The following is a 12,015-nucleotide window of genomic DNA, read 5'->3' as shown; positions in this document are numbered from 1 at the left end:
CCTGGGCCTGAGTGGCATTGGCTTCTCCCTGCACTCGGATATCGTCGCGCCCTACCTCCTGCATTACGGCAGTGAGGCGCTGAAGCACAAATACTTGCCACGGATGGTCTCGGGCGAACTGGTCACGGCCATCGCCATGACCGAGCCCGGAACCGGGTCCGACTTGCAGGGCGTGAAGACCACGGCAGTGCTGGACGGCGATGAGTATGTGCTCAACGGTTCCAAGACCTTCATCACCAACGGCTACCTGGCGGAGCTGGTGATCGTGGTGGCCAAGACCGATCCCAAGGCCGGGGCCAAGGGCACCAGCCTGTTCCTGGTGGAGGCCGATTCGCCGGGCTTCACCAAGGGCAGGCGCCTGGAAAAGGTCGGGATGAAGGCCCAGGACACCTCGGAACTGTTCTTCCAGGATGTGCGGGTGCCCAAGGAGAACCTCCTGGGCCAGGCCGGGATGGGTTTCGTCTACCTGATGCAGGAGCTGCCCCAGGAACGCCTGAGCGTGGCCGTGGGTGGCCTGGCCAGTGCCGAGGCGGCGTTGAAATGGACCCTGGACTACACCCGCGAGCGCAAGGCCTTCGGCAAGGCGATCGCCGACTTCCAGAACAGCCGGTTCAAGCTGGCGGAGATGGCCACGGAAATCCAGATTGGCCGGGTGTTCGTCGATCGTTGCCTGGAGCTGCACCTCAAAGGCAAGCTCGATGTGCCGACGGCGGCCATGGCCAAGTACTGGGGGACCGACCTGCAGTGCAGGGTCCTGGATGAGTGCGTGCAACTGCATGGCGGCTACGGCTTCATGTGGGAATATCCGATCGCCCGGGCTTGGGCCGATTCCCGGGTGCAGCGAATCTATGCCGGGACCAACGAGATCATGAAGGAAATCATCGCCCGTTCTTTATAAGGAGGGCGCTCCACTTGCCTGTTCGCCGGCAAGTGGAGCGAGGCGTGACTTACGGGGCGGGGTTGGGCTGGTCCTTGTGGATGGCCTCGATCCCGGCCAGGACTTCTTCCGATAACTTCAGCTCGGCGCTGGCGATGTTGCTGTCCAGTTGTTCCAGGGTGGTGGCACCGATGATGTTGCTGGTCACGAAAGATTGTTGGGTCACGAAAGCCAGGGCCATTTGTGCCGGGTCCAGGCCATGCTCGCGAGCCAGCGCCACGTAACGGCTGCAAGCGGCTTCCGACTGGGGATTGAAATAGCGGCTGAAACGGCTGTAGAGGCTCAGGCGTGCCTTGGCGGGGCGAGCGCCGCCTTCGTATTTGCCGGACAGGAAGCCGAAGGCCAGGGGCGAGTAGGCGAGCAAGCCGCATTGTTCGCGGATGGCGATTTCCGCCAGGCCCACTTCAAAGCTGCGGTTGAGCAGGTTGTAGGGGTTCTGGATCGATACCGCCCGCGGCCAGCCACGACTTTCGGCCAGGGCCAGGAATTTCATGGTGCCCCACGGGGTTTCGTTGGACAGGCCGATGTGGCGGATCTTCCCGGCCCTGACCTGTTCGTCCAGCGCCTCGAGGGTTTCCTCCAGCGGGGTGAAGTCTTCAGCGGCCTTGTGCTTGTAGCCGAGTTGGCCGAAGAAATTGGTGCTGCGCTCCGGCCAATGCAATTGGTAGAGGTCGATCCAGTCGGTCTGCAGGCGCTTGAGGCTGGCATCCACGGCTTCGACTATGTGCTTGCGGTTGTGCTTGAGCTGCTTGTCGCGGATGTAGTCGATGGTGTTGCCGGGGCCTGCGATCTTGCTGGCCAGGATCCAGTCGGCACGGTCGCCGCGTTGCTTGAACCAATTGCCGATGTAGCGTTCGGTGGTGGCGTAGGTCTCGGCCTTGGGCGGCACCGGATACATCTCGGCAGTATCGATGAAGTTGATCCCGGCCTGCTTGGCCCGCTCGATCTGGGCGAAGGCCTCGGCCTCGCTGTTCTGCTCGCCCCAGGTCATGGTGCCCAGGCAGATGGCGCTCACGTTCAGATCGGTCCGGCCCAGTTGGCGGTAGTCCATGGGTACTTCCTCGGCAAAACAATCATAAAAGCAGGTTGAATTTTTTTTCGCAATCTGGATAATTCTGCAGCTCTTTCTGCGGTGGAAGTGATGCCCCGCCTGCCGAAGATTCTTGCCGCATGCCAGACGCGCTGACCCGAGCCCCCGAAAGCGTCTGTATCCGGCTGCCTTTGACCTTGTCAAAGTAAGCACCATTCAGTAAGATCCGCCGTCTATTTTGCTGGGCGGCCCCTGAGGCTATAAAGAATGAAAACTTTTACTGCTAAACCGGAAACAGTAAAGCGCGATTGGTTCGTCATCGACGCCGCTGGTCAGACCCTGGGTCGTCTGGCTACCGAAATCGCGAGCCGTCTGCGTGGCAAGCACAAGCCTGAGTACACTCCTCACGTTGACACCGGCGACTACATTGTCGTGATCAATGCCGAGCAGGTACGTGTTACTGGTGCTAAAACCACTGACAAAATGTACTACTCCCACTCCGGTTTCCCGGGCGGCATCAAGTCGATCAACTTCGAGAAGCTGATCGCTAAAGCCCCTGAGCGCGTGATCGAGACCGCGGTAAAAGGCATGCTGCCTAAGAACCCGCTGGGTCGCGACATGTACCGTAAGCTGAAAGTATATGCGGGCGCTGCTCACCCTCATACTGCTCAGCAGCCCCAAGAACTGAAGATTTAACGGAATAGTTCATTATGTCGGCGACTCAAAATTACGGCACTGGCCGTCGCAAGACTGCAACCGCACGCGTATTCCTGCGTCCGGGTACTGGCAACATCTCCATCAACAACCGTTCCCTGGATAGCTTCTTCGGTCGCGAAACTGCCCGCATGGTAGTTCGTCAGCCGCTGGAACTGACCGAGACCGTTGAGAAGTTCGATATCTACGTTACCGTGATCGGCGGTGGCGTAAGTGGCCAGGCTGGTGCAATCCGCCACGGCATCACTCGCGCCCTGATGGATTACGACGAGACTCTGCGCAGTGCCCTGCGTAAAGCCGGCTACGTAACCCGTGACGCACGTGAAGTTGAGCGTAAGAAAGTGGGTCTGCGTAAAGCGCGTAAGCGTCCGCAATACTCCAAGCGTTAATTCGCTACTGCGTTCAAAAAGACGCCCAGCCTCCTTTGGAGCTGGGCGTTTTTTATTGCTCAAAATTTGCCGTGTGACAACTTGCCACATCCGTGGAGGCCCTATACTACAAGGCCTGGCGCAGAGTCCGTCTGGTAATTACCTTGTCAGAATTGGGGGTTTTCATTACCATTCGGCAAAATTTTTATAAGTTCAGATTTTTACTTAGTAGATGCCTGATTTAACAGGCCACAAAGCTGATGGGAGAGGACTGAATGAGCAATGACGGCGTGAATGCAGGCCGGCGTCGCTTCTTGGTGGCAGCCACATCCGTGGTGGGTGCTGCTGGAGCGGTGGGGGCTGCGGTCCCGTTCGTGGGGTCATGGTTTCCCAGTGCCAAGGCGAAAGCCGCAGGTGCACCGGTGAAGGTGAATATCAGCAAGATCGATCCAGGTCAGCAGATGGTTGCTGAGTGGCGCGGTCAACCGGTATTCATCGTCCGCCGTACAGAGGAAATCCTGGGGAATCTTAAGAAGATCGAGGGCCAGTTGTCTGACCCTAACTCCAAGAACTCGGTACAACCAACCTACGTCGACCCGGAAGTGCGTTCGATCAAGCCAGAGATTCTTCTGCTGATCGGTATCTGCACCCACTTGGGCTGTTCTCCTACCTTCCGTCCTGAAGTGGCGCCTGCGGACCTGGGCAAGGATTGGGTGGGTGGCTATTTCTGCCCTTGCCACGGTTCCCACTACGATCTGGCTGGTCGCGTCTACAAGGCGCAGCCCGCGCCCCTGAACCTGCCAGTACCCCCGCATTCCTATGAGTCGGATGACATCATCGTCATTGGCGTCGACACGGAGAAAGCGTGATGAGCAAGTTCATGGATTGGGTGGATGCGCGCTTTCCCGCCACCAAGATGTGGGAAGACCATCTGAGCAAGTATTACGCTCCGAAGAACTTCAACTTCTTCTATTTCTTTGGATCCCTGGCACTGCTGGTTCTGGTCAATCAGATCGTTACCGGTGTCTGGCTGACCATGAGTTACACCCCTTCGGCAGAAGAGGCCTTCGCTTCCGTCGAATACATCATGCGCGACGTCGAGTACGGCGCGATCCTGCGTCTGCTGCACTCCACTGGCGCTTCGGCGTTCTTTATCGTGGTCTACCTGCATATGTTCCGTGGCCTGCTCTACGGTTCCTATCAGAAGCCGCGCGAGCTGGTCTGGCTGTTCGGCATGCTGATCTACCTGGCGCTGATGGCAGAGGCCTTCATGGGTTACCTGCTGCCTTGGGGGCAAATGTCCTACTGGGGCGCCCAGGTGATCATCTCGCTGTTCGGTGCGATCCCGGTCATCGGTGACGACCTGACCCAGTGGATCCGTGGTGACTACCTGATCTCCGGCATCACCCTCAACCGCTTCTTCGCCCTGCACGTCGTGGCCCTGCCTATCGTGATCCTGGGGCTTGTGGTGCTGCACATCCTGGCACTGCACGAAGTAGGTTCGAACAACCCGGATGGCGTCGATATCAAGAAGCACAAGGACGAAAACGGCGTGCCGCTGGATGGCATTGCGTTCCATCCTTACTACACCGTGAAAGATATCGTCGGCGTAGTGGTGTTCCTGTTCATCTTCTGCTCGATCGTGTTCTTCTTCCCGGAAATGGGTGGTTATTTCCTCGAGAAGCCGAACTTCGAACAGGCCAACCCGTTCAAGACGCCTGAGCATATTGCCCCGGTTTGGTACTTCACTCCGTTCTACGCGATCCTGCGTGCGGTGCCGGACAAGCTCATGGGCGTTATCGCCATGGGTGCTGCGATTGCCGTGCTGTTCGTATTGCCCTGGCTTGATCGCAGTCCGGTCAAGTCCATGCGCTACAAAGGCTGGCTGAGCAAGATCTGGCTGCTGGTGTTCTGCATCTCGTTCGTGATCCTGGGCGTGCTGGGCGTGTTGGCGCCAACTCCAGGCCGTACGTTGCTGTCGCAGGTATGTACCTTCCTGTACTTCGCCTACTTCATTCTGATGCCGTTCTACACCAGGCTCGAGAAGACCAAACCGGTTCCGGAAAGGGTGACTGGCTGATGAAAAAGTTATTTGCTGCACTGATTCTTGTTGCTATGCCTGTATTGTCCTTCGCTGCCGAGCACGGCGGTCCCGAGTTGGAAAAGGTCGACATCGATCTGAGCGACAAGGCGGCCATGCAAGATGGTGCTCGCACCTTTGCCAACTATTGCATGGGTTGCCACAGCGCCAAGTTCCAGCGGTACGAGCGGGTTGCCGATGACCTTGGCATCCCGCACGACCTGATGATGAGCAAGCTGGTCTTCACCGGCGCGAAGATTGGCGACCACATGAACATCGGCATGCAGCCGGCGGATGCCAAGACCTGGTTCGGTGCTGCTCCGCCCGACCTGACCCTGGTGGCTCGCGTTCGCGGTACCGATTGGCTGTATGGCTACCTGAAGTCCTTCTACGAAGATCCGGCGCGCCCTTGGGGTGTGAACAACAAGGTGTTCCCGAACGTGGGTATGCCCAACGTTCTAGCTGGTCTGCAGGGGCGTCAGGTGATCGGTTGCAAGCAGGTGCAGATTGTCGAGGATGGCAAGAAGCAGTTCGATCCGCTGACCGGCACTCCGTTGACCCATGAGGCTTGCGATCAACTGACCGTCAAGGAAAACACCGGGACCCTCAACGAGGCGCAATTCGATGAGAAGGTCAAGAACCTGGTGACTTTCCTGGCCTACTCGGCCAACCCGGTCAAGCTGCAGCACCAGCGCATCGGTACCTACGTACTGCTTTACCTGGCCTTCTTCTTCGTATTCGCCTATCTGCTCAAGCGCGAATACTGGAAAGATGTGCATTGATAGCGTTTTAAGCATCACTTGTTGAGCGTGCGCGCCCAAGGGCGTCTCTGAAGCTGTAACAACCCTGTATCATCCGGGGGTTATCAGAGGCGTCCTCAGGGCGCGCTCGTTTTTTCTGCTTTCGATAATTTCAACACGCGAGGAGGATCGCCATGGGCGTGACCAATCGGTTGGCCTGTTACTCCGACCCCGCCGACCACTATTCCCATCGGGTGCGCATCGTGCTTGCGGAGAAAGGTGTCAGCGCCGAGATCATCAGTGTGGAGGCGGGCCGCCAGCCGCCGAAGCTGATCGAAGTGAATCCCTACGGGAGCCTGCCTACGCTGGTCGATCGGGACCTCGCGTTGTGGGAGTCGAGCGTAGTGATGGAATACCTGGATGAGCGCTATCCGCATCCACCATTGCTGCCGGTCTATCCCGTGGCAAGGGCCAACAGTCGCTTGCTGATGCATCGGATCCAGCGTGACTGGTGCGGGCACGTGGATCTGATACTCGATTCGCGAACCAAGGATGCGGTGCGGGCGCAGGCGCGCAAGGAATTGCGGGAAAGTCTGACCGGTGTTTCGCCGCTATTCGCCGACAAACCGTTCTTCCTCAGCGAGGAACAAAGCCTGGTGGATTGCTGCCTACTGCCCATACTCTGGAGGTTGCCGGTCCTGGGTATTGAACTGCCGCGGCAAGCCAAGCCGTTGCTCGATTATATGGAGCGCCAATTTGCGCGTGAGGCTTTCCAGGCGAGTCTGTCTGGCGCCGAACGCGACATGCGCTAAGGCTTAAGGAGCCGTTATGAACTCCAGTCGACCTTATCTGGTCCGCGCGCTCTATGAGTGGATTGTGGACAATGATTGCACCCCGCATTTGCTGGTCAACTCCGACTATCCAGCGGTAGAGGTGCCTCAGGGATTTGCCAATGATGGGCAGATCGTCCTGAATATTTCGCCAAGTGCCGTGCGTCATTTGCACATGGATAACGATGTGGTGACCTTCGAGGGGCGCTTTGGTGGCGTGCCTCATAGCCTGCATGTACCGGTTGGCGCGATTCTTGGGATCTATGCCCGTGAAAATGGCCAGGGAATGGTGTTCGACCTGGAGTCTCCTCTGGATGACGAAGATGATATCGAGCCGGATGACGATATGCCGCCGCCAGACAGTGAGCCGCCGCGCCCAAGTGGCAGGCCGAGCTTGAAGGTGGTCAAGTAATAAAAAAGGCGATCCGGTTGGATCGCCTTTTTTACGCCTGCTGGAATCTCAGTCGATGTACTCGAACAGCTTGACGATCTTCTGCACGCCCGAGACACCCTGTACCAGGTTCGTGGCTTGGGCCGCTTCCTGCTTGGTCAGCAATCCCAGCATGTAGACGATGCCGTTTTCGGTCACCACCTTGATGCGTGAGGCTGGAACGTTGGCATCGGCGAGCATCTGGGTCTTGATCTTGGTGGTCAGCCAGCTGTCGTTCTGCCGGGCCAGGAACCCGGAAGGAGGCAGCACTTGCAATTCGTTGTGCACCTTCTTGACACGCTGTACTTCGCTGGCGGCTTGTTCGGCCGTTGCCTTGAGGTCCGGGCGCGGGGTCTGGCCGGCCAGCAGCACGATGCCGTTGAAGCTGGTCACTACGATGTGCGAGTTGTTTTCCAGGTCCGGGTTGGCCTTGGCGACGTTCACGGCGACCTTGGTTTCGATCAGGGAGTCGTCGATCTTGCTGCCGAAGGTGCGGGTGCCGCGGTCGTCGTCGATGGGTTTGTCGCGGGTGGCGGTAATCACCGAGCTGCAACCAGTGAGGCTCAGGCACAGGGTCAGGGCCAGGAGGCCGAGGCGATTAGGGGTCATTCTTCACTCCCGAACAATTGGCTGTCGATCAGGTCGCAGAGACAGTGGATCGCCAGCAGGTGGACTTCTTGGATGCGTGCGGTAACGGTGGCCGGTACACGAATCTCCACGTCTTCAGGCAGTAGCAGGGAAGCCATGCCGCCGCCGTCGCGACCGGTCAATGCTACGACAATCATTTCGCGATCGTGTGCGGCCTGGATCGCCTGGATGATGTTCGCCGAGTTGCCGCTGGTGGAGATAGCCAGTAGAACGTCGCCGGGTTGGCCCAAGGCGCGGATCTGCTTGGAGAAGACTTCGTTGTAGCTGTAGTCGTTGGCGATCGAGGTGATGGTCGAGCTGTCGGTGGTCAGTGCTATGGCGGGCAAGCTGGGGCGTTCACGCTCGAAGCGATTGAGCAGTTCCGAGGAGAAGTGCTGGGCGTCACCGGCCGAGCCGCCATTGCCGCAGGCAAGCATCTTTCCTTCGTTGAGCAGGGCGTTGACCATGACCTGGCTGGCTTGCTCGATGTGCGGTGCAAGTACGTCCATCGCCTGTTGCTTGGTGTCGATGCTGGCCTGGAAAAGCTGGCGAATTCGGGATTGCATGTCCATCTGTGTGACCTTAAGTAGCTGGGCTTAGTGGCACGTGAATGTGCGGCCCGCAATGCAAAGAGCAAAGAAATTGGGTGGAAGTGGCGCGGCCTGCGGGTGTCTTTCAGCCGTCAAAGGCGTTGCGTAGCCAGTTCAACTGGGCTTGGGGGCCCGGGGTGCCGTCAATGGCGACCACGTCGAAGCGACAGGGGTGACTGGACCAGCGTGATTCGCTTTGCAGAAAGAACTGCGCGGCAAGGATCAGTTTTTGGCGCTTGCGCCCATCGATACTGCCCAGAGCGCCACCCCATTGTGCGTGTTGTCTGTAGCGGACTTCGACGAATACTACTGTATCGCCGTCAAGCATGACCAGATCAAGCTCGCCGCGTTTGCACAGCCAGTTCTGCGCCACCAGGCGCAGTCCCTGCTGTTGGAGATGCCGAAGCGCAAGGCTCTCGGCATCTCTTCCGCTTTGCTGGCGTGATCCGGAGTACATCAGCGCGCAGTGTCGGGCAGGCGAGTGATCTGGCCGCTGACGAACTTAGCCCATGGCAGTTGGCGCTCGATCCGCTGTCCTGTGGCCATGCCCAGGCTGCCTGATTCGCCGTCGATGCGAGTGTCGGGCAGGGCTTTGAGCTGGCCCAGGCGCGGGGCCAGGCGATAGGCGTCGACACCCATGGCGTACAGGCGGCCAAGGCTGCCTCCGGCCTGCGGCCATTGGGCGGTGACCTGACGCCGCATTGTGCCGTTGACGTCCAGTAGCCATGGAGTCTCGCAGAACATAATGCCGTTCATGTCGTTGTACTGGTTCTGGTCGCCACTGGCGCTGAAGACGTTGGAGATGGCGTAGACAGGAACATCACCAGCGTACTGGAAATTCAAGGTTGGCTTGATCTGCTGGGCCTGTTGCGGAGTGGAAGCGAGGAAAATGAACTCGATATCCTGGCGGCGCGACGGTTGGGCGGCGACCTGGCTGCCAACGGTGCTCTGCAGGCTCTTGGCGCGTGCTTCGCTTTGGCGCAACTGGAACAGATTGGCAATTTGCTGGGCCAGGGCTACGGGTTGGTCGATACGCTCGATGGCCAGTACGCTGCCGCCGTTGTTTTCCCAGTCTTGGCGGAAAGCCTTGAATACACGATCGCCCCATTCGCTCTTGGGCACCAGTGCTGCTGCGCGATGCAGGCCGTCGGCGCGGGCGCGCCGAGAGGCTTCGCGAGCTTCATCTTCGGCGGCCAGGCCGAATTGGAACAGTTGTGCAGGAGCTTGTTCGCCTTCGCTGTAGTTCAGGGCCAGAGTGGTGATGGGTAATTGCGGACTAGCTGCCAGTTGTTTGACCAGCGGCTTTTCCAGGGGGCCGACTACCAGCTGTACGCCATCGGCTTGGGCCTTGCGATAGAACTCATCCAGGGTTTTCAGGCGCGAGCTGTCGTAGAACTCGATGCTGGGTGGTTTCTGCCCGGCTTGCTGGGCTTGGTAGTGTGCGGCCATGAAGCCTTCGCGCAGGGCTTTGGAAACCGTTGCGAGCGGGCCTTCCTGCGGCAGCAGCAGGGCAATTTTCGAAACGGGCTGGCTGGCCAGTTCCTTGAGCTTGACCAGTGGTTGCGGCAGTTGGGTGGCGGCTGGGTGTTTTGGATTCTGGGTGCGCCAGTTGTCGATGGCGGTCTGCTGCTGTTCCAGGGTGCCTGCGTTCTTGACGGCGAGGGCCAGGCTCAGCCAGCCGCTCAGGTCGTCGTTCCCGACAGGTTGCAACTGGTCGGTAGGCAGGGCGGCGATCAGGGTCCAGATGGCTTCGTGGTTTTTGGCGGCGGCCTCATCCTTCAGCAGGGGGGCCAGGGTGATCCGTGCCTTGGCAGCAGCCAGGGTCTGGCCATCGGCCTCCAGGGCGCGGGCGTGAATGCTGATAGTGCGGATCTGTTGTGCTGCGGGAAGCTCGCCCAGGTGCTGCAGGCTCGGATGGCTCAGGGCGGTCAATGCTGCCTTGGGCTGGTTGCGTGCCATGGCCAGTTCCGCTGCCAGAGTGCTGGCGAAGATCTGCTGGGCAGGCTTGAGCTGGTCCAGTTGGACTTGCTGCAGGATCTGTCCGGCGCGTCCGGCATTGCCTTGGCGGTAGGCCAGGTCGGCGGCACTCAGGCGCAACAGGGCGGCCTTGTCGGGATTTTTGCTGGTGGCAGCCTCATCGAGCAGTTGCTCGATGCTGGCGTCGGGTGTCCGTGGAAGTTCGCCAAGGCTGGAGGAGGGCGAGCTGGCGCAAGCCACCAGAAGGGTAGCCAGGCAGAGGGCGATAAACAGCCGCAGGCAAGCGATCATGTAAGTGTTCCTGATACTCGATCAAATGAACGTTGAATTGTACCCAAGCACTGGCCGGGGCGCGATGTTGCTGGCGATAAACCTCTATTTGGCGAAGGCAAATGTTGCCGTGTCATGCGTGCTTGAATAAACACGATACGCATTGATCAGCCTCCAGTGCGTACAATGATGCTTTTGCCGATCGCGAGGTGTGCGCTTTGACTGCTCCAGGTTCCATGAATTCCGTTGCCGGCTCGCTTTATGTGGTGGCGACGCCTATCGGCAACCTGGACGATATAAGTGCCCGGGCCTTGAAGCTGTTGCGCGAGGTGTCCTTGATCGCTGCTGAGGATACCCGGCATTCCCAGCGCCTGATGCAGCACTTTGGTATTTCCACTCCCTTGGCGGCTTGCCACGAACACAATGAGCGTGACGAGGGTAGTCGCTTCATCACTCGTCTACTGGCGGGTGAGGATGTCGCGCTTATTTCCGATGCCGGTACGCCGCTGATCTCCGATCCAGGCTATCACCTGGTGCGCCAGGCCCGGGCCGCGGGAATCGATGTCGTCCCGGTGCCGGGCGCTTGCGCGTTGATCGCGGCACTATCCGCGGCTGGACTGCCTTCCGATCGTTTCATTTTCGAGGGATTCCTGCCAGCCAAGGCCAGTGGGCGCCGGGCGCGCCTGGAGCAGGTCCGCGAGGAGCCGCGTACGCTGATTTTCTATGAGGCCCCCCATCGCATTCTCGAATGCCTGCAGGATATGGAGGCGGTGTTCGGTGGTGATCGCCCGGCGCTGCTGGCTCGAGAACTGACCAAGACGTTCGAGACCCTCAAGGGGTTGCCGCTGGTCGAGCTGCGTCAGTTCGTCGAATCCGATTCCAACCAGCAGCGTGGGGAATGTGTGGTTTTGGTGGCAGGGTGGACTGCTCCGCAGAGTGACGAGGCCATCAGCAGCGAGACGATGCGAATTCTGGACCTGTTGCTCAAGGAGATGCCGCTCAAAAGGGCGGCGGCACTGGCTGCTGAAATCACTGGCGAGCGCAAGAACGTGTTGTATCAGGTCGCCCTGGAGAAGCAGAAAGAGCAATAAATAGCGGAGCAGGGTGGCCAAAGGCTTTTATCGCTTGTCCTGAGGCCGCTCTGCCGTTAACCTGCGCGGCGGAGAGTCGATTGGACAGTCGCTGCCCTCTATGAAAATTAGAGGGGGGAGGAAAGTCCGGGCTCCATAGGGCGGAGTGCCAGGTAATGCCTGGGGGGCGTGAGCCTACGGAAAGTGCCACAGAAAATAACCGCCTAAGCACTTCGGTGCCGGTAAGGGTGAAAAGGTGCGGTAAGAGCGCACCGCACGTCTGGTAACAGTTCGTGGCTAGGTAAACCCCACTCGGAGCAAGACCAAATAGTGTTCCAAGGCGTGGCCCGCG

The 12,015-nt window shown here is 59.1% G+C and carries 14 protein-coding genes and 1 other RNA gene; 10 read left to right on the top strand and 5 right to left on the bottom strand.

The window, feature by feature from the left end; translation table 11 throughout:
• Positions 1-898 (top strand): acyl-CoA dehydrogenase family protein (locus ACK6AU_RS29660; RefSeq protein WP_409303183.1); only part of this gene is annotated, 898 nt, incomplete at its 5' end.
• Positions 899-947: 49 nt separating this feature from the next.
• Here the strand turns inward: ACK6AU_RS29660 and ACK6AU_RS29655 are convergent.
• The gene (locus ACK6AU_RS29655; RefSeq protein WP_185700313.1) at positions 948-1,988 is read right to left on the bottom strand and encodes an NADP(H)-dependent aldo-keto reductase; all 1,041 of its coding nucleotides are present in this window, start codon (positions 1,986-1,988) and stop codon (positions 948-950) included.
• Between the two features lie 246 nt (positions 1,989-2,234).
• Between ACK6AU_RS29655 and rplM the strand changes: the two genes are divergently transcribed.
• The 7 genes from rplM to ACK6AU_RS29620 all read left to right on the top strand — a co-directional run bounded on the left by rplM (position 2,235) and on the right by ACK6AU_RS29620 (position 7,111).
• Complete coding sequence (gene rplM / locus ACK6AU_RS29650; protein WP_022640822.1) at positions 2,235-2,663, top strand: 50S ribosomal protein L13; 429 nt, start codon at positions 2,235-2,237, stop codon at positions 2,661-2,663.
• Positions 2,664-2,677: 14 nt separating this feature from the next.
• Positions 2,678-3,070 carry a 30S ribosomal protein S9 gene (gene rpsI, locus ACK6AU_RS29645; protein WP_022640821.1) on the top strand — a complete coding sequence of 131 codons (393 nt, stop codon included), beginning with the start codon at positions 2,678-2,680 and terminating at the stop codon, positions 3,068-3,070.
• A gap of 254 nt (positions 3,071-3,324) precedes the next feature.
• The gene (gene petA, locus ACK6AU_RS29640; RefSeq protein ID WP_185700312.1) at positions 3,325-3,918 is read left to right on the top strand and encodes a ubiquinol-cytochrome c reductase iron-sulfur subunit; all 594 of its coding nucleotides are present in this window, start codon (positions 3,325-3,327) and stop codon (positions 3,916-3,918) included.
• Positions 3,918-5,129 carry a cytochrome bc complex cytochrome b subunit gene (locus ACK6AU_RS29635; protein WP_053131929.1) on the top strand — a complete coding sequence of 404 codons (1,212 nt, stop codon included), beginning with the start codon at positions 3,918-3,920 and terminating at the stop codon, positions 5,127-5,129. The genes petA and ACK6AU_RS29635 overlap by 1 nt, the downstream gene beginning before the upstream one ends.
• On the top strand, positions 5,129-5,911 hold the full coding sequence (locus ACK6AU_RS29630) for a cytochrome c1 (RefSeq protein WP_185700311.1): 783 nt from the start codon (positions 5,129-5,131) through the stop codon (positions 5,909-5,911). Before ACK6AU_RS29635 ends, ACK6AU_RS29630 begins: the two co-directional genes overlap by 1 nt.
• Before the next feature lie 152 nt (positions 5,912-6,063).
• On the top strand, positions 6,064-6,681 hold the full coding sequence (locus ACK6AU_RS29625) for a glutathione S-transferase N-terminal domain-containing protein (protein WP_185700310.1): 618 nt from the start codon (positions 6,064-6,066) through the stop codon (positions 6,679-6,681).
• Positions 6,682-6,697: 16 nt separating this feature from the next.
• Positions 6,698-7,111 (top strand): ClpXP protease specificity-enhancing factor, encoded by a 414-nt coding sequence (locus ACK6AU_RS29620; RefSeq protein WP_409303179.1) that lies wholly within the window; start codon positions 6,698-6,700, stop codon positions 7,109-7,111.
• 48 nt (positions 7,112-7,159) lie between these two features.
• Here the strand turns inward: ACK6AU_RS29620 and ACK6AU_RS29615 are convergent, their stop codons facing one another.
• From ACK6AU_RS29615 to ACK6AU_RS29600, 4 genes are all read right to left on the bottom strand, one after another.
• Entirely contained in the window at positions 7,160-7,738 is a 579-nt protein-coding gene (locus tag ACK6AU_RS29615; RefSeq protein ID WP_185700308.1) for a BON domain-containing protein, read from the bottom strand.
• Entirely contained in the window at positions 7,735-8,328 is a 594-nt protein-coding gene (locus ACK6AU_RS29610; RefSeq protein WP_022640815.1) for a phosphoheptose isomerase, read from the bottom strand. Before ACK6AU_RS29610 ends, ACK6AU_RS29615 begins: the two co-directional genes overlap by 4 nt.
• A 103-nt stretch (positions 8,329-8,431) precedes the next feature.
• A complete protein-coding gene (locus ACK6AU_RS29605) occupies positions 8,432-8,803 on the bottom strand; it encodes a YraN family protein (RefSeq protein ID WP_185700307.1) in 372 nt (123 codons plus the stop codon).
• Positions 8,803-10,614, bottom strand: coding sequence for a penicillin-binding protein activator (locus ACK6AU_RS29600; protein ID WP_409303176.1), 1,812 nt, complete (start codon positions 10,612-10,614; stop codon positions 8,803-8,805). Before ACK6AU_RS29600 ends, ACK6AU_RS29605 begins: the two co-directional genes overlap by 1 nt.
• Before the next feature lie 215 nt (positions 10,615-10,829).
• On the opposite strand from ACK6AU_RS29600, the gene rsmI reads away from it, so the two are divergent.
• Together rsmI and rnpB are read left to right on the top strand one after the other, a co-directional pair.
• On the top strand, positions 10,830-11,684 hold the full coding sequence (gene rsmI / locus ACK6AU_RS29595; protein WP_185700305.1) for a 16S rRNA (cytidine(1402)-2'-O)-methyltransferase: 855 nt from the start codon (positions 10,830-10,832) through the stop codon (positions 11,682-11,684).
• Between the two features lie 72 nt (positions 11,685-11,756).
• An RNA gene (gene rnpB, locus ACK6AU_RS29590) (RNase P RNA component class A) lies at positions 11,757-12,015 on the top strand; the annotation flags it as partial.

The organism is Pseudomonas sp. KCJK8993 (assembly GCF_046230915.1).
GTDB lineage: Bacteria > Pseudomonadota > Gammaproteobacteria > Pseudomonadales > Pseudomonadaceae > Aquipseudomonas > Aquipseudomonas piscis.
Note: the sequence above shows the minus strand (reverse complement) of the source record. Positions and strands in the feature narration are given on the sequence as shown.

Coding starts and splice junctions, on each gene's coding strand:
- ACK6AU_RS29655 (WP_185700313.1), bottom strand. CDS start 1,988: ATGGACTACCGCCAACTGGGCCGGACCGATCTGAACGTGAGCGCCATC.
- rplM (WP_022640822.1), top strand. CDS start 2,235: ATGAAAACTTTTACTGCTAAACCGGAAACAGTAAAGCGCGATTGGTTC.
- rpsI (WP_022640821.1), top strand. CDS start 2,678: ATGTCGGCGACTCAAAATTACGGCACTGGCCGTCGCAAGACTGCAACC.
- petA (WP_185700312.1), top strand. CDS start 3,325: ATGAGCAATGACGGCGTGAATGCAGGCCGGCGTCGCTTCTTGGTGGCA.
- ACK6AU_RS29635 (WP_053131929.1), top strand. CDS start 3,918: ATGAGCAAGTTCATGGATTGGGTGGATGCGCGCTTTCCCGCCACCAAG.
- ACK6AU_RS29630 (WP_185700311.1), top strand. CDS start 5,129: ATGAAAAAGTTATTTGCTGCACTGATTCTTGTTGCTATGCCTGTATTG.
- ACK6AU_RS29625 (WP_185700310.1), top strand. CDS start 6,064: ATGGGCGTGACCAATCGGTTGGCCTGTTACTCCGACCCCGCCGACCAC.
- ACK6AU_RS29620 (WP_409303179.1), top strand. CDS start 6,698: ATGAACTCCAGTCGACCTTATCTGGTCCGCGCGCTCTATGAGTGGATT.
- ACK6AU_RS29615 (WP_185700308.1), bottom strand. CDS start 7,738: ATGACCCCTAATCGCCTCGGCCTCCTGGCCCTGACCCTGTGCCTGAGC.
- ACK6AU_RS29610 (WP_022640815.1), bottom strand. CDS start 8,328: ATGGACATGCAATCCCGAATTCGCCAGCTTTTCCAGGCCAGCATCGAC.
- ACK6AU_RS29605 (WP_185700307.1), bottom strand. CDS start 8,803: ATGTACTCCGGATCACGCCAGCAAAGCGGAAGAGATGCCGAGAGCCTT.
- ACK6AU_RS29600 (WP_409303176.1), bottom strand. CDS start 10,614: ATGATCGCTTGCCTGCGGCTGTTTATCGCCCTCTGCCTGGCTACCCTT.
- rsmI (WP_185700305.1), top strand. CDS start 10,830: ATGAATTCCGTTGCCGGCTCGCTTTATGTGGTGGCGACGCCTATCGGC.